Consider the following 18,929-nt stretch of genomic DNA (forward strand, 5'->3'; position numbering starts at 1 on the left):
TCGAAGAGCCGGGGCTGAGAGGCCGCCGGCGAGCACGAAGGCGCGAGTGGCCGCGACGCGGGCGGCCGCTCGTCAGCATCAGATCGACAGGGCCAGGGACCGAGCATCCCGGCACGGCCGGCCCCGGCCGGGTTGGCTGCCATGTCATGGCTCTCCCGGGCCATGCCCCGCTGGCCCTTTCGGGCGAAGCGGCGCGCACCGGATTGGTGCAATGTGCTCTTCCTGCACCGTCGAACGCACCCGCCCGTCGAGGCGGCATAACGAAGCAACAAATGCGTCGCGCCGACGCCGCATGGCGGTGGGCGCAATCAAGGGAGCAAACCGATGACCGACGAAACCCATGCAAAACTGCGTGAAAGCCTGCGCGGGGAGGTGATCCTGCGTGACGATGCCGGCTATGACGAGGCCCGCAAGGTCTATAACGGCATGATCGAAAAGCGCCCGCTGCTGATCGCACGCTGCGCCGATGTCGCCGACGTGATCACCGCCGTGAAATACGCGCGCGACAACGACCTGCTGATCGCCGTGCGCGGCGGCGGGCACAACGGCGCCGGGCTGGGGATTTGCGACAACGGCCTCGTCATCGACCTGTCGATGATGAAAGGGGTCCATGTCGATCCGAAAACGCGCACCGTGAGGGTCGGGCCAGGCTGCACGTCGGGTGACGTGGACCATGCCACCCATCCTTTCGGGCTGGCTGTTCCGGCCGGCATCGTCTCGACCACGGGCGTTGCCGGTCTGACCCTCGGCGGAGGGACGGGCTATCTCACGCGCAGATACGGTCTCACCATCGACAATCTGGTCGAAGCCGATCTGGTGCTGGCCGACGGCAGCGTGGTGACAGCCAGCAAAGCCGAGAATCCCGACCTGTTCTGGGCGCTCCGGGGCGGCGGCGGCAATTTCGGCGTCGTGACCAGCTTCCTGTTCCAGGCCCATCCCGTGAACATGATCTTCGGCGGCCCGGTGTTCTGGGAGGCCAAGGATGCGTTGGCCGTCATGCGGACCTATCGCGACTACCTGCCGGAGGCGCCGGAAGATCTTGGCGCCTTTGTCGGCCTGAAAACCGTTCCCTCGACCGATCCCTTCCCGCGCGAATATTGGGGCAAGCGCGCCTGCGCCATCATCTCCTGCTACAACGGCACCGAGGAGGACGGGCGCAAGGCCATGGCGCCGCTGCTCGATAATCTGCCGCCGCCGATTTTCAACTGGATGGGCGTGATGCCATTCCCGGCCTTGCAGGCATTGTTCGATCCGCTGCTTCCGAAAGGCCTGCAATGGTATTGGAAGGGCGATTTCGTGAAGTCGCTTCCCGACGAAGCCATCGCCACCCATATCGCCCAGGCCGCCGCGGCGCCGAGCGAATTGTCGCTCATGCATCTTTACCCGATCGACGGCGCCGTTCGCCGCGTCGGCAAGAACGAAACCGCATGGAACGCGCGCGACGCAACCTGGTCGATGGTCATCGCCGCCATCGATCCCGATCCGGGCAAGGCCGCCGACCTCACCAGATGGGCCAAGACCTACTGGACGAGCATCCATCCCCATAACGGCGAAGGCGGTTACGTGAATTTCATGATGGACGACGAAGGAGAAGCGCGCGTGCAGGCGAGCTATGGCGCAAATTACGAGCGGCTGAGCCAGGTGAAGCGCACCTATGACCCCTTCAACGTCTTCCGGGTCAACCAGAACATCAAGCCCGCGACTTCGATGACGGAGGGCAGGACAGCCGCTTAATTCTTACGCTGATCCCGCCGACACAGGGGTCGTCGCGCCGAGGCCGGATTGCCTCCGAATTGCTCTTCGCAAATCGGTGCAATCCGACCTCTCCCACAAGGGAAGAGGCAGAAGGCGCTAGCCGTGCGCCACCATCACGTGGCGGACGGCGGTGTAGTCCTCCAGCGCGTAGAGCGACATGTCCTTGCCGTAGCCGGACTGCTTCAACCCGCCATGCGGCATCTCGTTGGTCAGCATGAAGTGCGTGTTGATCCAGGTGCAGCCATATTGCAGGCGGGCGGCCGTCGCCATGGCGCGCGAGACGTCTTTCGTCCATACCGACGAGGCCAGGCCGTAGTCGCTGTCGTTCGCCCAGTTCACCGCTTCATCGACGTCGGAGAAGCGAGTGACCGAGACGACCGGACCGAACACCTCGCGGCGCACGATCTCGTCTTCCTGCAGCGCGCCGCCGATGACGGTCGGCTGGTAGTAGAAGCCGGAGCCTTCGCCCGGCTTGCCGCCGGTGGTGATCTCGATGTGCTTCAGTTCCGAAGCGCGCTCGACGAAGCTCGACACGCGGTCGCGCTGGCGGCGCGAGATCAGCGGCCCGATTTCGTTCTCGGTGTCGTCCGGCTGGTTGTATTTGATGGTCGAGACGGCGGAAGAGAGGTCGGCGACGAGCTTGTCGTAGATCTTCTTGCCGGCATAGATGCGGCAAGCGGCGGTGCAGTCCTGGCCGGCATTGTAATAGCCGAAGGCGCGCAGGCCGTTGACCACCGCGCCGAGGTCGGCGTCGTCGAAGACGATGACCGGTGCCTTGCCACCAAGCTCCAGATGCGTGCGCTTGACCGACTTGGCGGCCGCCTGCAGCACCTTCTTGCCGGTGGCGACGTCACCGGTGATCGAGATCATGTTCACCTTGGGGTGGTTGATCAGCGTGTTGCCGACGCTGTCGCCGCGGCCGAGCACGACATTGACGACGCCCTCGGGCAGCACCTCGGCGAGGATCCTGGCCAGCTTCAGCGCCGTCAGCGGCGTCTGCTCCGACGGCTTGAAGACGACCGTGTTGCCGCCGCCGATCGCCGGCGCCAGCTTCCAGGCCATCATCATCAGCGGATAGTTCCAGGGCGCGATGGAAGCGACGATGCCGACGGGGTCACGCCGCACCATCGAGGTGTGGCCCGGAATATATTCGCCGGCAACCTGGCCGGGCATCGAACGCACCGCGCCGGCAAAGAAGCGGTAGCAGTCGACGATCGCCGGAATCTCGTCATTGAGCACGGCGTTGATCGGCTTGCCGCAATTCAGCGCTTCGAGCGCCGCGAAGTCCTTCGCCTCGGCTTCGATGCGGTCGGCGATCTTGAGCAGATAGCCCGAGCGCTGCGCCGGCGTCGTGCGCGACCAACTGACGAACGCTCGTTCGGCCGCAGCGACGGCAGCCTCGATCTGCGCCGGACTCGCTTCGGGCAGGTTGAGGATCGTCGCGCCAGTCTTCGGATTGAGGATCGGCTCCTCCGTCTCAGTGCCCTTCTCGAATTTCGAGCCGATCAGCATCTGGGTGTCCATGGACGTCACTCCTTAATCAATTCGGTTATTTCCCCGAACCGGCGACCTGGTCGCCGTCGCGGGTCAGGTAATAGGCAAAGAGGATCGGCAGCAGCGTCACCAGAACGACGACCATGGCCACGACATTGGTGACCGGGCGCTGGCGCGGGCGGATCAGTTCCTCCAGCATCCAGATCGGCACGGTCTGCTGCTGGCCGGCGGTGAAGGTGGTGACGATGACCTCGTCGAAGGAGAGCGCAAAGGCGAGCATGCCGCCGGCAAGCAATGCGGTTGCGATGTTGGGCAGCACGACATGCCGGAACGTCTGGAAACCGTCAGCCCCGAGGTCCATCGAGGCCTCGATCATCGAACCGGAGGTGCGGCGGAAGCGGGCGACGGCGTTGTTGTAGACGACGACCACGCAGAAGGTGGCGTGGCCAAGCACGATCGTCCAGAACGAGAACGGGATGTCGGCCAGCGCAAAGGCCGAGCGCAGCGCAATGCCGGTGATGATGCCGGGCAGCGCGATCGGCAGGATGACCAGCAGCGAGATGGCTTCGCGGCCGAAGAAGCGCGTCCGCGAGACAGCGGCCGCGCAGAGCGTGCCGAGCACCAGCGCGATCGCCGTCGAGATAGCGGCGACGCGGACAGAGAGCGACAGCGCGTCCCAGACGTCCGGCCGGTTCCAGGTGACGGCGAACCATTGCGTGGTGAGCCCCGGCGGCGGCCAGACGAAACTCTTCTCTTCCGTCGTGAAGGCATAGACGAAGATCAGGAGGATCGGCAGGTGCAGGAAAAGCAGGCCGCAGGCGGCGGCGATCTTCAGGCCGAGCGGAGCGGATTGGCCACGGTCAGAGCGCATCGAAAGCCCCCATGCGCTTGGCGCCCCAGAGATAGAAGCCCATGATGACGATGGGCACCACGGTGAAGGCGGCAGCCAACGGAATGTTGCCGGCGGTGCCCTGCTGTGAATAGACGGCCTGGCCGATGAACAGGCGCGAGGTGCCGATGATCTGCGGGATGATGTAGTCGCCCAAGGTCAGCGAGAAGGTGAAGATCGAGCCAGCGACGATGCCGGGCAGCGCCAGCGGGAACAGCACGTTGCGGAAGGTCTGGCCGGGCGAGGCGCCGAGATCGGACGAGGCTTCGACCAGATTGCCGGGCACGCGTTCGAGCGCGGCCTGCACCGGCAGGATCATGAAGGGCAGCCAGACATAGACGAAGACGATGAAGGTGCCGGTGAAGGAGACCGACAGCGAGTTGCCGCCGACGATCGGCAGCGACAGCCAGGCATCGAGCAGCCAGAGCAGGTTCAGCTTGGCAAGCAGCCAGGTGAGGATGCCTTCCTTGGCCAGGATCAGCTTCCAGGCGTAGATCTTGACCAGATAGCTTGACCACAGCGGCAGCATGACGCCGAGATAGAACAGCGCCTTCCAGCGGCCGCGCGCATAGCGCGCCGCGTAATAGGCGATGGGGAAAGCAATGATCGCCGAGGCAAGCGTGACGAGCGCCGCCATCGTCACCGTGCGCAGGATGATGTCGAGATTGGCTGCCTGGAACAGGTCGCCATAGGTCTTCAGCGTGAACTCGCGGTTGATGAGGCCGGAAAACTCGTCGATCGAGAAGAAGCTCTGCGCCAGCAGCGCGAACAGCGAGCCGATATAGACAATGCCTAGCCATAGCACTGGTGGCAGGAGCATGAGCAGCAGCAGAAGCTTCGGCCGGCGCCAGAAGAGATCGGACAGCGCGCCGCGCATGCCGCCGCTGCCGGGCAGGATGGCGGGGGTGGGGTTGGATTGAACAGCGGCGACGGTCATGGAGACCCCGCGTGTTGAAGGGCATTGCGGGGGAAGCCGAGATCCTTCGCGCCCCCCTCTGTCCTGCCGGACATCTCCCCCACAAGGGGGGAGATCAGCCGTCGCCTGCGATTTCGCCAGTCACCAACGTCGGAAGGATGCGTGGGGCGCCGAAACAGCCAATCTCCCCCCTTGTGGGGGAGATGGCCGGCAGGCCAGAGGGGGGCGCCGTAGAGCGCCTCGCCTGCCTGACTGGCCACTATCCCGAGCACGGTCATGCCGGCTCGTCCATCAGATGCAGGCTCTCGCGGTTGAAGGTCAGCATCACAGCCTCGCCTTCCGCCGGCAGCGCCGTGCCGGCCGGCACCACCGCGTGCAGCCGCAACCCATCGGCGTCGAGCGCCAGCCTTGTCGTGGCGCCGAGGTAGTTGGCCCCGACAAGGCGCGCGGCGACGCCGTCGCCGCTGGCCGCGCTGGAGATGCGGATGGACTCCGGGCGCAGACTCCCCCAGCGATGCTGGCCGGAATAGCGCTGGACGAAATCCGGCGGCAGCACGTTGGACGAGCCGACGAAATCGGCGACGAAGCGTGTGTTCGGGCGCTGGTAAATATCTTCCGGCGTGCCGACCTGCATGATCCTGCCATCGTTGAAGACGGCGACGCGGTCGGCCATGGACAGCGCCTCGCCCTGGTCGTGGGTGACGAAGACGAAGGTGATGCCGAGCACCTTCTGCAGCGATTTCAATTCCTCCTGCATGTTCTCGCGCAGCTTGAGGTCGAGCGCGCCGAGCGGCTCGTCCAACAGCAGCACCTTGGGCTGGTTGACCAGCGCGCGGGCAAGCGCGACACGCTGGCGCTGGCCGCCGGATAGCTGGCCGGGGCGGCGCGCGCCATAGCCCGGCAAACGCACCAGCGACAGCGTTTCCTCCGCCGCCTTCAGCCGCTCGGCCTTGCCGACGCCCTTGACCATCAGGCCGTAAGCGACGTTGTCGAGCACGTTGAGATGCGGGAACAGCGCATAGTCCTGGAAGACGGTGTTGACGTTGCGGCGATAGGGCGGAACGCCCTCGGCGCGCGCGCCGAAGATGGAGATCGAGCCGGCCGTCGGCTGCTCGAAGCCGGCGATGAGACGCAGGCAGGTCGTCTTGCCGGACCCTGACGGCCCCAACATGGCGAAGAACTCGCCCGGTACGATGTCGAGATCGACGGCGTCGACGGCGCGCACGTTGCCAAAATGGCGCGAGACTTGTTTGAAGGAAACGGCAGAGATCATGGGCCTGTCTGTCTATAGCCGGGCTGTCTATAGCCGGGTCTGGGAAATTCGCGCGGCGAACCACCTCCCCGCGAGAGGTCGCGGTTCAACCTCGGGGTGGGGATCGCCCCCACCCCGACACTGCATCTCGAACCTACCCCCGGAGGGGAGGACTAGGAGATCACCGGCCGCCGATGACGCCGATATAGTCCGACACCCAGCGGTAGTAAGGCACGCACTGGTCGTTCTGGCTGGCGCATTTCGACACCGGCGTCTTCCAGAACTTGATCTTGTCGAAATTCTCGTAGCCGTTGGTCTTGCAGCCTTCCTCGCCGAGCAGGTCGTTGCCCTTGCAGGCGGTGGGCACGACCGGCAGCGAGCCGAACCAGGCCGAGACGTCGCCCTGGACCTTCGGCGACAAGGAATGCTCGAGCCACATATAAGCGCAGTTCGGATGAGCGGCGTCGGCTTCCATCATGGTGGTGTCGGCCCAACCGGTGACACCCTCTTCCGGCACGGTCGAGGCGACCGGCTTCTTGGCGGCGACCAGCGTGTTGACCTGATAGGGCCATGAGCCCGAGGCGACCACGCCCTCGTTCTGGAAGTCGTCGACCTGGATCGCGGCATCGTGCCAGTAGCGGCCGACCAGCGTGCGTTGCGTGCGCAAAAGATCGAGCGCCGCCTTGTACTGATCCTCATTGAGCTCGTAAGGGTCCTTGATGCCGAGTTCCGGCTTGTGGAACATCAAATAGTTGGCGGCGTCGGCGATGTGGATCGGGCCGTCATAGGCCTGGACGCGGCCCTTGTTCGACTTGCCGTCGGGCAGCTTCATTTCCTCGAAGACGACATTCCAGCTCTTGGGCGCTTCCTTGAAGACGTCGGTGCTGTACATCAGGATGTTCGGGCCCCACTGATAGGGAACGCCGTAATGCACCTTGTCGACGGTGAACCAGGGCGCATCCTTCAGGCGGTCGTCGACGGTCTTCCAGCTTGGGATCAGATCGGTGTTGATCGGCTGGACACGTTTGCCGGCGACGAGGCGCAGCGAGGCATCGCCCGAAGCGGTGACGAGGTCGAAGCCGCCTTCGTTCATCAGCGAGACCATCTCGTCCGAGGTGTTGGCGGTCTTGACGTTGACCTTGCAGCCGCTTTCCTTCTCGAAAGCCGTCACCCAGTCATAGCCCTTGTCGGTCTCGCCACGCTCGATATAGCCCGGCCAGGCAACGATGTTGACCTCACCCTCGCCCTTGCCGAGTTCCTTGACCTGGGCGATGGCCTGACTGGAAAAAGTCAGCGCGACTGTCAGCGCCGTGCACGACTTCAGGAATGCATTCATCATCGATCTCCCATTGCTAGGGGCAGCGCTCTCAGGGCGCGGCTTTGTTCCCTGAACGGAAGGTGCTGTGAAAAATCCGGTTTCGCAAATTCATTTATCAGAAAGCCGATATCGGTTTTACCGATAGGTGTATCACAGTCGTTGGCGCACCATACGCTGCGATTGCGCGAGGCCGATGAAGTCGCGCGCGGCCTGCGGCAGGCCGGAGCCGCGGCGCCAGACGGTGCCGACCTGAACCACTGGCAGCGAACCGGAAACGTCGCGCGATTCGATGCGGTCGCCTTCCAGCGACCAGGGCCGGTAGACAAGGTCGGGCAGCAGCGCCACGCCGGCGCCGGTGGCGACAAGGCTGCGCACCGCCTCGACCGAGCGGGTGCGGAAGGCGACATGCGGCCGGGCGCCGATCGCCGACAGCAGCTTGCCGGTGTTCTCCTCGATCTCGTCGACGGTGAGCATGATCAGCGGCTCGGACGCGATATCGCCGATCGAGATGATGTCGGCGCTGGCGAGCCTGTGGCTGAGTGGAACCCACAGCCGGTAAGCCGAGACTTCCAGGATTTCCGACTGCAGCGCCGTGCGGTCGCGCAGGTTGGACGTCACCATGACGGCGATATCGAGCTTGCCGCCGACCAGAAGGTGCTCGAGATAGTCGCCATTGTCCTCGATGGCCGAAACCTCGACGCCGGGATAGGCGCGGCGGTAGCGGGCGAGCAGATCGGAGAGCACATAGCCGGCGACCAGCGAGGTGACGCCGAGCTGCAGGCGGCCGCCCGCGGCGGCCTGCTCGCTGGAGAAGGAACGGCGCGCATCGGAGACATCGGCCAGGATCTTGGTCGCGTGGCGCAGGAACTGGTGACCCTTGTGGGTGATGTTGAGGCCGCGCGGATGGCGCTCGAACAGCTCGACGCCGAGATCGCTCTCCAATTCCTTGATCGCCTCGGTGACCGAGGACTGGGAAATCGACAGGTTCTGCGCGGCGCCCGAGACGGTGCCCTGCTCGGCGACGGCGACGAAGAACTGCAATTGGCGGATGGTGAAAGCCATGGCCGGACTAAACACCGGCCAATGCGGTGCTGGGAAGTGGGCAAGGTCCAAAACTTGACGGCCGCTCTATTCGTAACTATCTAAGTTACATGAAGCGCAACAGCCGACTGTCCTCGACCCTGCATATCCTCGTCCACATGGCCGACGCGCCCGACCGGGCGCTGACCTCGGAGCAATTGGCCGGCTTCATCCACACCAATCCGGTGGTCGTGCGCCGCACCGTCGCCGGCTTGCGCGAGGCCGGCATCGTCACCTCGTCGCGCGGCCATGGCGGCGGCTGGCAGCTCGGCCGCGCGCCGGACAAGATCTCGCTGGCCGAGATCAGCGCCGCGCTCGGCGAAACGCTGCTGCCGTTCAGCACCGAGCCGGAAAGTCCCGGGTGCCTGGTCGAGCAGGCGGTGATCGCCGTGCTCGACGATTTTCGCCTGGAGGCGGAAAGGCTGCTCGCTGAGCGGCTCAGTCATATCACGCTGGCCGACCTGACGGCCGACTTCCGCCGCCGTTATGACCTGATTGGAGTATCCAGCCATGCAGTATGATGTGATCGTCGTCGGCGGCAGCTTTGCCGGCCTCTCCGCCGCCATGTACGCGGCGCGCGGGCGGCGCAAGGTGCTGATGATCGATGCCGGGCAGCCGCGGAACCGCTTTGCCGAGCATTCGCATGGCTTCTTCGGCCAGGACGGGCGGGCGCCGTCGGACATCCTCGACGAGGCCAGGGCACAGTTGCTTGCCTATCCCACCGTCAAGGTGATGGACGGCCGCGCCGAGCGGGCCGCCGCTGCCGGCGCCGGCTTCGAGGTCCGGATGGACAATGGCGAGGGCTTCGGCGCGACACGGCTGGTGCTCGCCACCGGTGTCCGCGACATCCTGCCGGACGTTCCAGGACTTGCCGCGCAGTGGGGCAAGACGGTGCTGCATTGCCCCTATTGCCACGGCTACGAAGTGGCCGGCGGGCCGCTCGGCGTGCTGGCGACCGGACCGATGTCGCTGCACCAGGCCGAGCTGATTTCCGACTGGGGCGACGTCACGCTGTTCGCTGACGGCTTGTTCGAACCGGACACGGACCAGGCGCGGGCATTGGAGAAGCGCAACATCAGGTTCGAGCCGGCTAAAGTGGCGGAAGTGCACAACAACGGCGCCGACGGTCTGGTCGTCAGGCTGGATGGTAATCGCAGCGCAAGCGTGCGGGCGCTGTTCACCGCGCCGCGCAACGAAATGGCAAGTCCGCTCGCCGAGCAGCTGGGCTGCACCTTCAACGAAGGCCCGCTTGGCCGGGCGATCGTCGTGGACGACAAGCAGCAGACATCGGTGCCCGGCGTCTTCGCGGCTGGAGACGCCGCGCGCCTGATGCACAACATCGCCTTCGCGGTGTCGGGCGGCGCGATGGCCGGGGTTGCGGCGCACCAGTCGCTGGTGTTCGGTTAGCTCTGGTTCCTTGGGCGCGTCAGGCTGCGGCAATACTGAGCCGGGCGCCGGCCTGGCTCAGCGCGGCGGCTATGTCGCGTGGCGGCGGCTGGTCGGTGACGAGCTCGGAAAAGCCGTCGAAGCCGCAGACCCGGACCAGTCCTTGGCGGCCGAACTTCGTATGGTCGGTGATGACCAGCGAGCGCTGGCCACGCGACAGCACCATGCGGGCGAATTCCGCCTCTTCCAGCTCGTAGTCGGTGAGGCCGGCGGCGGCGTCGACCGCGCCGATCGAAATCACCGCGTGATCGACCGAAAAGCGGCTGACGAACTCGATCGCCGAGATGCCGAAAGCCGCGCCTGAATCGCTGCGCAGCTCGCCGCCGGCCATATAGACCTTGTTGCCGTTCACCGTCGCCAGCGTGCGGGCGATGTCGGAGGAATTGGTGACCACCGTCAGCCGGCGATGGCCGAGCAACTCTCGCGCGAGGAAGGATGTGGTCGTGCCGGTGTCGAGCATGATCGCCTCGCCATCGCGGATCGTGGCCGCGACCATCCTGGCGATCAGGCGCTTGGCTTCGGCATTTTCGCGCATGCGCCGCTCGAACGGCGCCTCGCCCACCATCGAGGCAAGGCCCACGGCGCCATGCATCTTCAGCACCGACCCGTCGTCGGCCAGCGGCTTGACGTCGCGCCGCACCGTTTCCAGCGAGACGCCCAGACGTTCGGCAAGGCTGGCTATGGTGATCGTGCCCTCCTCGTTGAGGAGCCGCAGGATTTCGCCATGCCGTTTCGAATGGATCATGTGGATGTCCGGCACTTTGACCGAATTTAAGGCTTTGGCAACGCTTTGAAAGGAGTCGCTTATATTTTCGGGCAAAACACCCAAAAAAAGTCACAGCTTTTGATTGACAGCTCTGCCACCCTGGCATGACATTAACCTTGTGACAGGGCTCGGAACTGCCGCGGGAGGGTGATGGCAGAGCCGCAGCCTAGTGACCAGATCGCCTGGAACCAGCCAGGCGCGAGCTTTTGTCGAATCCGCGGGGGCGGATGCCGGGATATCATACCTGGCCAAGGGGCTCGTCGGTGCGGTGCGGGATACCGATCCTGGCGTCTCGCACCGACGAGGCTTTTTCATTTTTTGCCATCCTTGTTTTGGGCGGGGCCGGCTGAGGCCGGAACGAAGCCGTGAACGCCGAAGACCGCATCCGCGCCCTGCCGTGCTGGAACGGCGGCATCGAGATCGAGCCGCTGCCGGGCGGCCTCAGCAACGCCAATTTTGTCGTCACGGATGCGGCCGGGCGCCATGTCGTGCGCTTCGGCCAGGACTTCCCGTTCCACCATGTCTTTCGCGAGCGCGAGGTGATGACGGCGCGGGCAGCGCATGCGGCGGGCTTCGCGCCGGCCGTGCATTATGCCGAGCCCGGCATACTGGTGACGGAATTTCTTGGAGCCAAGACTTTCCTCGGAGAGGATGTGCGCGCCAATCTCGGCAGCGTGGCGGCTCTGCTGCGCGGCTTCCATCGCGAGATGCCGAACCACGTCTCCGGCGCCGGCTTCATGTTCTGGGTGTTCCACGTCATCCGCGACTATGCGCGCACGCTGGACGAAGGCGGCAGCCGAAAGAAGGATCAGTTGCCGCGCTATCTTTCGCTCGCCGACGAGCTCGAGCGGGCGCAGAAGCTTTTGCCGATCGTCTTCGGCCACAACGATCTTTTGCCGGCCAATATTCTCGACGACGGCAAGCGGCTGTGGTTGATCGACTTCGAGTATGCCGGCTTCAACACGGCGATGTTCGACCTCGCCGGCGTCGCGTCCAATGCCGGCATGAGCAACGACGAATCCTTCGCCTTCCTGACCGCCTATTTCATGAAGGAGCCGGATGGCGAAATCCGCCGTTCGCATGCCGCCATGCAATGCGCCTCGCTGCTGCGCGAGGCGATGTGGAGCATGGTCTCCGAGCTTTATCTCGACGCGCCCGGCATCGACTATGTCGCCTATACCGAGGAAAACCTCGTCCGGCTCGACGCGGCGCTTGAGAATTACTGGACGAAATACGGGACCAAGTCATGACTTTGCCCAGCCATGCCGAAATCGTCGTCATCGGCGGCGGCATCATCGGCTGCTCCACCGCCTATCATCTGGCGCGCGACCACAAGGCCGATGTGGTGCTTCTCGAGCAGGGCAAGCTGACCTCGGGCTCGACCTGGCACGCCGCCGGACTGGTCGGGCAGTTGCGCTCCTCGGCCTCGATCACGCGCGTGCTCAAATATTCCGTCGATCTCTACAAGGGACTGGAGGCCGAGACGGGCCTGGCGACCGGCTGGAAGATGACCGGCTGTTTGCGGCTGGCGACGAACGCCGACCGTTGGACCGAATTCAAGCGGCTGGCGACCACGGCAAAAAGCTTCGGCATGGACATGCAGCTTCTGTCGCCTGCGGAAGTGAAGCGCATGTGGCCGCTGATGGAGACCGGCGATCTGGTCGGCGCCTCGTGGCTGCCGACCGACGGGCAGGCAAGCCCCTCCGATATCGCCCAGTCGCTCGCCAAGGGCGCGCGCATGCATGGCGCGAAACTGTTCGAGGACGTGCGCGTCACCGGCTTTGCGATGAAGGACGGCCGCATCACGGCGGTGAAGACTTCAAAAGGCGACATCGCCTGCGGCAAGGTGGTGAACTGCGCCGGGCAGTGGGCAAGGCAGGTCGGCGCGATGGCCGGCATCAACGTGCCGCTGCAGCCGGTCAAGCACCAGTACATCATCACCGAGAAGATCGAGGGGCTGGCCAACGACGCGCCGACGATCCGCGACCCCGACCGCCGCACCTATTTCAAGGAAGAGGTCGGCGGGCTGGTGATGGGCGGCTATGAGCCCAACCCGCAGGCCTGGACGACCGATCTCCCAGGGGGTGACGTCCCCAACGACTGGGAATTCCGCCTGTTCGACGACGACTACGATCACTTCGAACAGCATATGACCCAGGCGATCGCGCGTGTTCCGGCTCTGCAAACCGCCGGCGTCAAGCAGATGATCAACGGGTCGGAGAGTTTCACGCCGGATGGCAATTTCATCCTGGGCGTCGCGCCCGAATGCGCCAACATGTTCGTCGGCGCCGGCTTCAACGCCTTCGGCATCGCGTCGGGCGGCGGCGCCGGCTGGGTGCTGGCGCAATGGGTGGTCGACGGCGAGGCGCCGCTCGACCTCTGGGTGGTCGACATCAGACGCTTCTCCGGCCTGCACCGCGACCGCGACTGGGTCAGCGACCGCACGCTGGAAGCCTATGGCAAGCACTACACGATCGGCTTCCCGCACGAGGAGTATCTGACAGGACGGCCGCGCATCGTCTCGCCGCTCTATGAGCGGCTGAAGACGCACCGCGCCGTGTTCGGCTCCAAGCTCGGCTGGGAGCGGCCGAACTGGTTCGCGCCGGACGGCGCGGCCGCCGAGGACGTCTATTCGATGGGCCGCCAGAACTGGTTCGGCCCGGTCGGCGACGAACACCGTCATGTGCGCGAGAAGGTCGGCATCTTCGACCAGTCCTCCTTCGCCAAATACGAGCTGACCGGCGCGGACGCGCTGAAGGCGCTCGACTGGATCTGCGCCAACGACGTCAACAAGCCGGTCGGACGGCTGACCTACACGCAGCTCCTCAACACGCGCGGCGGCATCGAGGCCGACCTCACCGTGTCGCGGCTCGGCGAGGAGCGGTTCTACATCGTCACCGGCACCGGCTTCCGCACGCATGATCTGTCCTGGATAAGCGACCATATCGGCTCGGGCCTCGACGCCAGGTTGAAGGACGTCACGGAAGATTTCGGCACGCTGTCGCTGATGGGGCCGCGCGCCCGCGACGTGCTGTCGGCGGTGACGGAGGCCGATGTCTCGAACGCCGCCTTCCCCTTCGGACACGCGCGCGAGATCGCAATAGCCGGCCATAGCGTGAAGGCGCTGCGCGTCACTTATGTCGGCGAGCTCGGCTGGGAGCTGCATGCGCCGATCGCCGCCACCGGCGAGGTTTTCGACGCGCTGATGGCGGCGGGCAAGGCGCATGGCATTCGCCCGGTCGGCTACCGCGCGCTGGAGTCGCTCAGACTGGAGAAAGGCTACCGCGCCTGGGGTTCCGACATCACGCCGAACGACACGCCGCTGGAGGCCGGGCTCGGCTGGGCGGTGAAGCTTCGCAAGAACACCGACTTCGTCGGACGCAGGGCGCTGGGGAAAGCAGCCGGCAAAGCGCCGACGAAACGTTTTGCCGGCTTCACCGTGGACGATCCCGAGATCGTGCTGGTCGGGCGCGAGACGATCCTGCGCAATGGCGAACCGGTGGGCTACCTCACCAGCGGCGGCCACGGCTACACGGTGGGCAAGAACATCGGCTACGGCTATGTGCGCAATGCCGACGGTGTCGGCGACGAGTTCCTTGCCTCTGGCGACTACGAATTGGTGGTGGCGATGGAACGCACGCCGGCAAAAATCCATCTCGAGCCGATGTATGACCCGGCCGGAGCAAGGATAAGGGCCTGATCCACGCAGAGCGGGTCAGCTGACGCGCAGCACAAGCCCCCTGCTCGGCACGGTATCGGTTTCGCCCGGCATCGAGGCATAGGGCGCCGTTTCCTCGACACGCTTCAACCTGCCTTGAGCCTCAAGCCCGGCGATGCGCTCGGCGAAGCCGGCCTGCCACAGCGTGTTCTTGACGGTCAGCACGATGACGCCGCCTGGACGGCAGATGCGGATCAGCTCGTCCAGTCCCTCGACCCCGACATGGCCCGAGGTGAAGACGCCCGCCGAAACAATGCCGGCATAGGCGCCGCCGGCGAAGGGCAAAGCGTCGCCCATCGCCAGGCGATGCAGCGCCGTGTAGACGCCCTTCGCGCCTGCCTTGTCCAGCATGCCTTGCGAGATGTCGAGCGCCTCGACCCTGGGATAGCCGGTGATGGCCAGCCATTCGCCGATCAGGCCGGTGCCGGCGCCGGCGTCGAGCAAGGGTTCGGCGCCGCGCGGCAGGTGCCGGGCAAGCAGCGCAAGGCATATCGTCGGGTGGCGGTAGCCGGCGGCCGACATGTCGGCGTCATAGGTCTCGGACCAGCTGTCATAGATCGCCGCCACTTCCTCAGGCCGCTTCGCGGCGTAGGCCGCGCTTAGCGAGCCGCTGTGCTTGCCGTCCGCCATTTCTGCTCCCGCCGCCGATTCGTATCCGCAATGGTAGCCAAGCGGCAAAAACTGTGGAACCGTTCCGCTATAAAACATCGTGTGATGGTAAAGGGGATGACGATGGACGAGGCGCGCGCCGCGTTGGCCGCCATTCCGGCGCTGGCGGGCTATGACGGACCGCTGCAGCGTTTGGGCGGCCTGACCAACATGGTCTACAGGGCCGGCGAAGCGTGTCTGCGCATTCCCGGCAAGGGCACGCAAGAATATATCAACCGCGCCAACGAGGCGGTGGCGGCGCGCGAGGCGGCCAGGGCCGGCGTCAGTCCCGAAGTGCTCTACGCGGATCCGGCGTCCGGCCTGATGGCGACGCGTTTTATTGCTGGCGCCGAGACGATGTCGCCCGAAAAATTCAAGGCGCGGCCGGGCAGCCCGGCGCGGGCCGGCCAGGCCTTCCACAAGCTCCACTCTTCCGGCGCGGTCTTTCCCTTCCGCTTCGAATTGTTCGCGATGATCGACGACTATCTCAAGGTTTTGTCGACCAAGGACGTGGCGCTGCCCGCCGGCTATCACGACGTGGTGCGCGAGGCGGAAGCTGTGCGCGCGGCCCTTGCCGCGCACGCAATCCCGCTCGCCGCCTGCCATTGCGACCCGCTGTGCGAGAATTTCCTCGATACCGGCGATCGGATGTGGATCGTCGACTGGGAATATTCCGGCATGAACGATCCGCTGTGGGACCTCGGCGACCTTTCGGTCGAGGGCAAATTCGATGTCGGCCAGGACGAGGAACTGATGCACGCCTATTTCGGCGGCGAGGCGAGGCCGGCGGAGCGCGGACGTATCGTCATCTACAAGGCGATGTGCGATCTGCTCTGGACGCTCTGGGGACTGATCCAGCTCGCCAACGACAATCCGGCCGACGATTTCCGAGCCTATGCCGACGGCCGCTTCGCCCGCTGCAAGGCGTTGATGGAGACAACGGAATTCTCCAGGCATCTGGCAGCGATACGTGCGGGTTAGTTCACGCCCTTCGGCACATTCTCCGGCGGCACCTCGGTCTCCACCACCTTCTGGCGATGGAAGATGAACAGGCCGGCGAGCACGACGATGACCGCGCCGACCAGGATACGCGGCCCCGGGACATCGCCGAAGAACACGAGGCCGAAGACCACAGCCCACAGGAGCAGGGTGTAATGCAGCGGCGCCAGCGTCGAGGCCGGCGCCAGCTTCAGCGCCCTTGTGATCATCAGATGCGCGGCGCAAGAGACGACGCCGAGCAAAAGCATGGCCCCGAAATCGAGCGGCGACGGCGTGCGCCAGGCGCCGATGGTGAGCAGGCCGCCGACAATCAGCGTGCCGATGGTCTGCCAGGTAACCAAACTCGTGTCGCTGGTGCCGCGCAGGAGACGGCCGAGGATGATGGCGAATCCGAAGGCGATGCTGCCCACGAGCGCGAAGGCCGAAGACAACGAGAAGGCCGCCGAGGACGGCTTCAGGATGATCAGCACGCCGCAGAAGCCGACCAGGATCGCCAGCCAGCGGCGCCAGCCGACCTTTTCGCCGAGCAAGAGATGCGACAGGGCCGCGACATAGATCGGCCCGGCCATGTAGAAGCTCATCACGTCGGCCAGCGGCAGGTAGACGACCGCGGCATAGAACAGCCCGGTATCGGTTGTGGTGGCCACGACACGCAGGAACTGCAAAACCGGCCGGTCCATGTGAAACAGCCTGGCCGTGCCCTGGTTGGCGATCATCGGACCCAGCACGATGAAGGCGCCGATCGAGCGGATGAGCACCACCTGTCCGACGGAGAAGCTCGCGACCAGCCATTTGCCCATCGCGTCGTTCAGCGCGAACATGAAGTCGCCAGCCAGCATCAAGAGGATGCCGGCGAGCAACATGTTCCTGATCGTGAAATTGCGCGCAAGGGACAGGGCCATGCCGGGTCCCTAGCCGCAAGCAGCCGGTTTGACGAGGGAAATCCGTAAGACCAGCGGAAATCGAGGCTGGCCGAAGCGCTGGAACTTCGTCATCCACGGGCGGAGCGGGAGCGAAGCGGACGCGCAGACCCGAGGAGGATCCATGCCGTGACCTCGCGCGAAGAGCGAAGGCGGCGCAGGACGGAGGCCATTCTGGACCGCCGCAAAGCTCGTACGTCACGGAATGGATTCTATGGTCTGCGCCGCGTCGCTTCGCTCCTTGCTTCGCCATAGAATGACGAAGTGACGAGCGTTTCAGCCAATAGCGAACCGTTCATGATACTTGCCTCGCCGGCCCAGGTGACTGGTCAAACCGGGAGGCAGAGATCTACGCTGTTTTATGCCTGCGGTTCACTTGGCCGGGCCTGCCCGCGATCGAAAGCCTGGTCTCCTGCCTGGTCCGCTCGGCCACGACCTTGCCCCTGGCAATGACGCAGAGGCGCTCGGGGCGCAGGCGAACGGCTTCGATCGCATTGCCGGCATCGAGCACGACGAGGCTCGCCCGCTTGCCGACCGCGAGACCCAGATGGTCCAGTCCCATGATGGCGGCGTTGACGTTGGTCACCATGTCGAAGCAGCGCGCCATGTCGGCCGGGCTCGACATCTGCGCGACATGCAGGCCCATGAAGGCGACGTCGAGCATGTCGGCGGTGCCTAGCGAATACCAGGGGTCGAGCACGCAATCTTGGCCCCAGCCGACGCGGATGCCGAGCGCCTGCATCTCCTTGACCCGGGTCAGGCCGCGCCGCTTCGGAAAGGTGTCGTGGCGCCCCTGCAGCATGATGTTGATCAGCGGATTGGGGATTGCCGACACGCCGGCCTCGGCGATGAGCGGCAAAAGCTTCGAGACGTAGTAATTGTCCATCGAATGCATGGAGGTGAGGTGCGAGCCGGCCACCCTGCCCTGCAACCCGAGGCGCTGCGTTTCATAGGCCAGTTGCTCGATATGGCGCGACAGCGGATCGTCGGTCTCGTCGCAATGCATGTCGACCATCAGGCCGCGTTTGGCCGCGATCTCGCAAAGCTCCGTGACCGAGCGCGTGCCATCGGCCATGCTGCGCTCGAAATGCGGGATGCCGCCGACGATATCGACGCCCTTGTCGAGCGCGCGGATGGTGTTCTTCAGCGCCGTCGGGGAGCGATAGAGGCCGTCCTGCGGAAACGCGACCAGTTGCAGGTCGATATAGGGTGCGACGGTTTTCTTGACATCGAGCAGCGCTTCCACCGCGAGCAACCGGTCGTCGCAGACGTCGACATGGCTGCGGATGGCGAGCAGGCCCATCGACACCGCCCAGTCGCAATAGGCGAGCGCGCGCTCGCGCACCGCTTCATGCGTCAGGAGCGGCTTCAACTCGCCCCAGAGCGCAATGCCTTCGAGCAGCGTTCCGGAAGCGTTGATGCGCGGGATGCCGTAGGACAGCGTCGCATCCATATGGAAATGCGGATCGACGAAGGGCGGCGAGACCAGATTGCCGCTGGCGTCGATCTCGGTCGGCGCGGAGCCCGGCAGTTTCTGCTCGACCGCCCGGATGGTTTCGCCGGCAATGCCGATATCGGCAATCCTGCCGTCCGGCAGCGTGCCGCCGCGCACGATGAGGTCGAAATCCATCTGTCGTCACCCTTTTCAATAATCGGCAATCATCGTGGCCGAAAAGACAGCCTGGCGCAGCCTTTTCTTTCCCCGGCAGCCGAAAGGTTCCATCGCGC

The 18,929-nt window shown here is 65.0% G+C and carries 16 protein-coding genes; 6 read left to right on the top strand and 10 right to left on the bottom strand.

Features of this window, described 5'->3' with window-relative positions:
- Window positions 1-324 precede the first annotated feature (324 nt).
- Window positions 325-1,734 carry an FAD-binding oxidoreductase gene (locus tag FJ418_RS04995; RefSeq protein ID WP_140863992.1) on the top strand — a complete coding sequence of 470 codons (1,410 nt, stop codon included), beginning with the start codon at window positions 325-327 and terminating at the stop codon, window positions 1,732-1,734.
- A gap of 117 nt (window positions 1,735-1,851) precedes the next feature.
- Here the strand turns inward: FJ418_RS04995 and FJ418_RS05000 are convergent, their stop codons facing one another.
- The 6 genes from FJ418_RS05000 to FJ418_RS05030 all read right to left on the bottom strand — a co-directional run bounded on the left by FJ418_RS05000 (window position 1,852) and on the right by FJ418_RS05030 (window position 8,686).
- On the bottom strand, window positions 1,852-3,279 hold the full coding sequence (locus tag FJ418_RS05000) for a gamma-aminobutyraldehyde dehydrogenase (RefSeq protein WP_140647067.1): 1,428 nt from the start codon (window positions 3,277-3,279) through the stop codon (window positions 1,852-1,854).
- Between the two features lie 25 nt (window positions 3,280-3,304).
- Window positions 3,305-4,120: an ABC transporter permease gene (locus FJ418_RS05005; RefSeq protein ID WP_140863994.1), complete on the bottom strand. Its 816-nt coding sequence runs from the start codon at window positions 4,118-4,120 to the stop codon at window positions 3,305-3,307.
- A complete protein-coding gene (locus FJ418_RS05010; RefSeq protein ID WP_181166848.1) occupies window positions 4,110-5,015 on the bottom strand; it encodes an ABC transporter permease in 906 nt (301 codons plus the stop codon). Before FJ418_RS05010 ends, FJ418_RS05005 begins: the two co-directional genes overlap by 11 nt.
- Window positions 5,016-5,328: 313 nt before the next feature.
- Window positions 5,329-6,327 carry an ABC transporter ATP-binding protein gene (locus tag FJ418_RS05020; protein WP_140863996.1) on the bottom strand — a complete coding sequence of 333 codons (999 nt, stop codon included), beginning with the start codon at window positions 6,325-6,327 and terminating at the stop codon, window positions 5,329-5,331.
- A gap of 160 nt (window positions 6,328-6,487) precedes the next feature.
- Window positions 6,488-7,642, bottom strand: coding sequence for an ABC transporter substrate-binding protein (locus FJ418_RS05025; protein WP_140863998.1), 1,155 nt, complete (start codon window positions 7,640-7,642; stop codon window positions 6,488-6,490).
- A 132-nt stretch (window positions 7,643-7,774) separates the two neighbouring features.
- Entirely contained in the window at window positions 7,775-8,686 is a 912-nt protein-coding gene (locus tag FJ418_RS05030; protein WP_140702570.1) for a LysR substrate-binding domain-containing protein, read from the bottom strand.
- Window positions 8,687-8,775: 89 nt separating this feature from the next.
- On the opposite strand from FJ418_RS05030, the gene FJ418_RS05035 reads away from it, so the two are divergent.
- Window positions 8,776-9,225 (top strand): Rrf2 family transcriptional regulator, encoded by a 450-nt coding sequence (locus FJ418_RS05035; protein ID WP_140864000.1) that lies wholly within the window; start codon window positions 8,776-8,778, stop codon window positions 9,223-9,225.
- Complete coding sequence (locus FJ418_RS05040) at window positions 9,215-10,111, top strand: NAD(P)/FAD-dependent oxidoreductase (protein ID WP_140864002.1); 897 nt, start codon at window positions 9,215-9,217, stop codon at window positions 10,109-10,111. The genes FJ418_RS05035 and FJ418_RS05040 overlap by 11 nt, the downstream gene beginning before the upstream one ends.
- 19 nt (window positions 10,112-10,130) lie before the next feature.
- Here FJ418_RS05040 and FJ418_RS05045 read toward each other — a convergent pair whose 3' ends face one another.
- Window positions 10,131-10,895: a DeoR/GlpR family DNA-binding transcription regulator gene (locus tag FJ418_RS05045; RefSeq protein WP_140647059.1), complete on the bottom strand. Its 765-nt coding sequence runs from the start codon at window positions 10,893-10,895 to the stop codon at window positions 10,131-10,133.
- A 386-nt stretch (window positions 10,896-11,281) separates the two neighbouring features.
- Here FJ418_RS05045 and FJ418_RS05050 point away from each other — a divergent pair, with 386 nt between their 5' ends.
- Both FJ418_RS05050 and FJ418_RS05055 read left to right on the top strand, forming a co-directional pair.
- Window positions 11,282-12,166, top strand: coding sequence for a phosphotransferase family protein (locus tag FJ418_RS05050; RefSeq protein ID WP_140647058.1), 885 nt, complete (start codon window positions 11,282-11,284; stop codon window positions 12,164-12,166).
- Entirely contained in the window at window positions 12,163-14,616 is a 2,454-nt protein-coding gene (locus FJ418_RS05055) for an FAD-dependent oxidoreductase (RefSeq protein WP_140864004.1), read from the top strand. The genes FJ418_RS05050 and FJ418_RS05055 overlap by 4 nt, the downstream gene beginning before the upstream one ends.
- 15 nt (window positions 14,617-14,631) lie before the next feature.
- Here the strand turns inward: FJ418_RS05055 and FJ418_RS05060 are convergent, their stop codons facing one another.
- Window positions 14,632-15,264: a class I SAM-dependent methyltransferase gene (locus FJ418_RS05060; protein ID WP_140650236.1), complete on the bottom strand. Its 633-nt coding sequence runs from the start codon at window positions 15,262-15,264 to the stop codon at window positions 14,632-14,634.
- Window positions 15,265-15,360: 96 nt separating this feature from the next.
- On the opposite strand from FJ418_RS05060, the gene FJ418_RS05065 reads away from it, so the two are divergent.
- Window positions 15,361-16,263, top strand: coding sequence for a phosphotransferase family protein (locus tag FJ418_RS05065; protein WP_140864006.1), 903 nt, complete (start codon window positions 15,361-15,363; stop codon window positions 16,261-16,263).
- On the opposite strand, the gene FJ418_RS05070 is transcribed toward FJ418_RS05065, so the two are convergent.
- Complete coding sequence (locus FJ418_RS05070) at window positions 16,260-17,183, bottom strand: DMT family transporter (RefSeq protein WP_140864008.1); 924 nt, start codon at window positions 17,181-17,183, stop codon at window positions 16,260-16,262. The two genes, FJ418_RS05065 and FJ418_RS05070, sit on opposite strands and share 4 nt — an antisense overlap.
- Window positions 17,184-17,550: 367 nt before the next feature.
- Complete coding sequence (locus FJ418_RS05075; protein WP_140864010.1) at window positions 17,551-18,831, bottom strand: amidohydrolase family protein; 1,281 nt, start codon at window positions 18,829-18,831, stop codon at window positions 17,551-17,553.
- Window positions 18,832-18,929 lie beyond the last annotated feature (98 nt).

The sequence above is a fragment of the Mesorhizobium sp. B2-8-3 genome (genome assembly GCF_006440815.1).
Taxonomy (GTDB): domain Bacteria; phylum Pseudomonadota; class Alphaproteobacteria; order Rhizobiales; family Rhizobiaceae; genus Mesorhizobium.

Coding starts and splice junctions, on each gene's coding strand:
- FJ418_RS04995 (WP_140863992.1), top strand. CDS start 325: ATGACCGACGAAACCCATGCAAAACTGCGTGAAAGCCTGCGCGGGGAG.
- FJ418_RS05000 (WP_140647067.1), bottom strand. CDS start 3,279: ATGGACACCCAGATGCTGATCGGCTCGAAATTCGAGAAGGGCACTGAG.
- FJ418_RS05005 (WP_140863994.1), bottom strand. CDS start 4,120: ATGCGCTCTGACCGTGGCCAATCCGCTCCGCTCGGCCTGAAGATCGCC.
- FJ418_RS05010 (WP_181166848.1), bottom strand. CDS start 5,015: ATGCGCGGCGCGCTGTCCGATCTCTTCTGGCGCCGGCCGAAGCTTCTG.
- FJ418_RS05020 (WP_140863996.1), bottom strand. CDS start 6,327: ATGATCTCTGCCGTTTCCTTCAAACAAGTCTCGCGCCATTTTGGCAAC.
- FJ418_RS05025 (WP_140863998.1), bottom strand. CDS start 7,642: ATGAATGCATTCCTGAAGTCGTGCACGGCGCTGACAGTCGCGCTGACT.
- FJ418_RS05030 (WP_140702570.1), bottom strand. CDS start 8,686: ATGGCTTTCACCATCCGCCAATTGCAGTTCTTCGTCGCCGTCGCCGAG.
- FJ418_RS05035 (WP_140864000.1), top strand. CDS start 8,776: ATGAAGCGCAACAGCCGACTGTCCTCGACCCTGCATATCCTCGTCCAC.
- FJ418_RS05040 (WP_140864002.1), top strand. CDS start 9,215: ATGCAGTATGATGTGATCGTCGTCGGCGGCAGCTTTGCCGGCCTCTCC.
- FJ418_RS05045 (WP_140647059.1), bottom strand. CDS start 10,895: ATGATCCATTCGAAACGGCATGGCGAAATCCTGCGGCTCCTCAACGAG.
- FJ418_RS05055 (WP_140864004.1), top strand. CDS start 12,163: ATGACTTTGCCCAGCCATGCCGAAATCGTCGTCATCGGCGGCGGCATC.
- FJ418_RS05060 (WP_140650236.1), bottom strand. CDS start 15,264: ATGGCGGACGGCAAGCACAGCGGCTCGCTAAGCGCGGCCTACGCCGCG.
- FJ418_RS05065 (WP_140864006.1), top strand. CDS start 15,361: ATGACGATGGACGAGGCGCGCGCCGCGTTGGCCGCCATTCCGGCGCTG.
- FJ418_RS05070 (WP_140864008.1), bottom strand. CDS start 17,183: ATGGCCCTGTCCCTTGCGCGCAATTTCACGATCAGGAACATGTTGCTC.
- FJ418_RS05075 (WP_140864010.1), bottom strand. CDS start 18,831: ATGGATTTCGACCTCATCGTGCGCGGCGGCACGCTGCCGGACGGCAGG.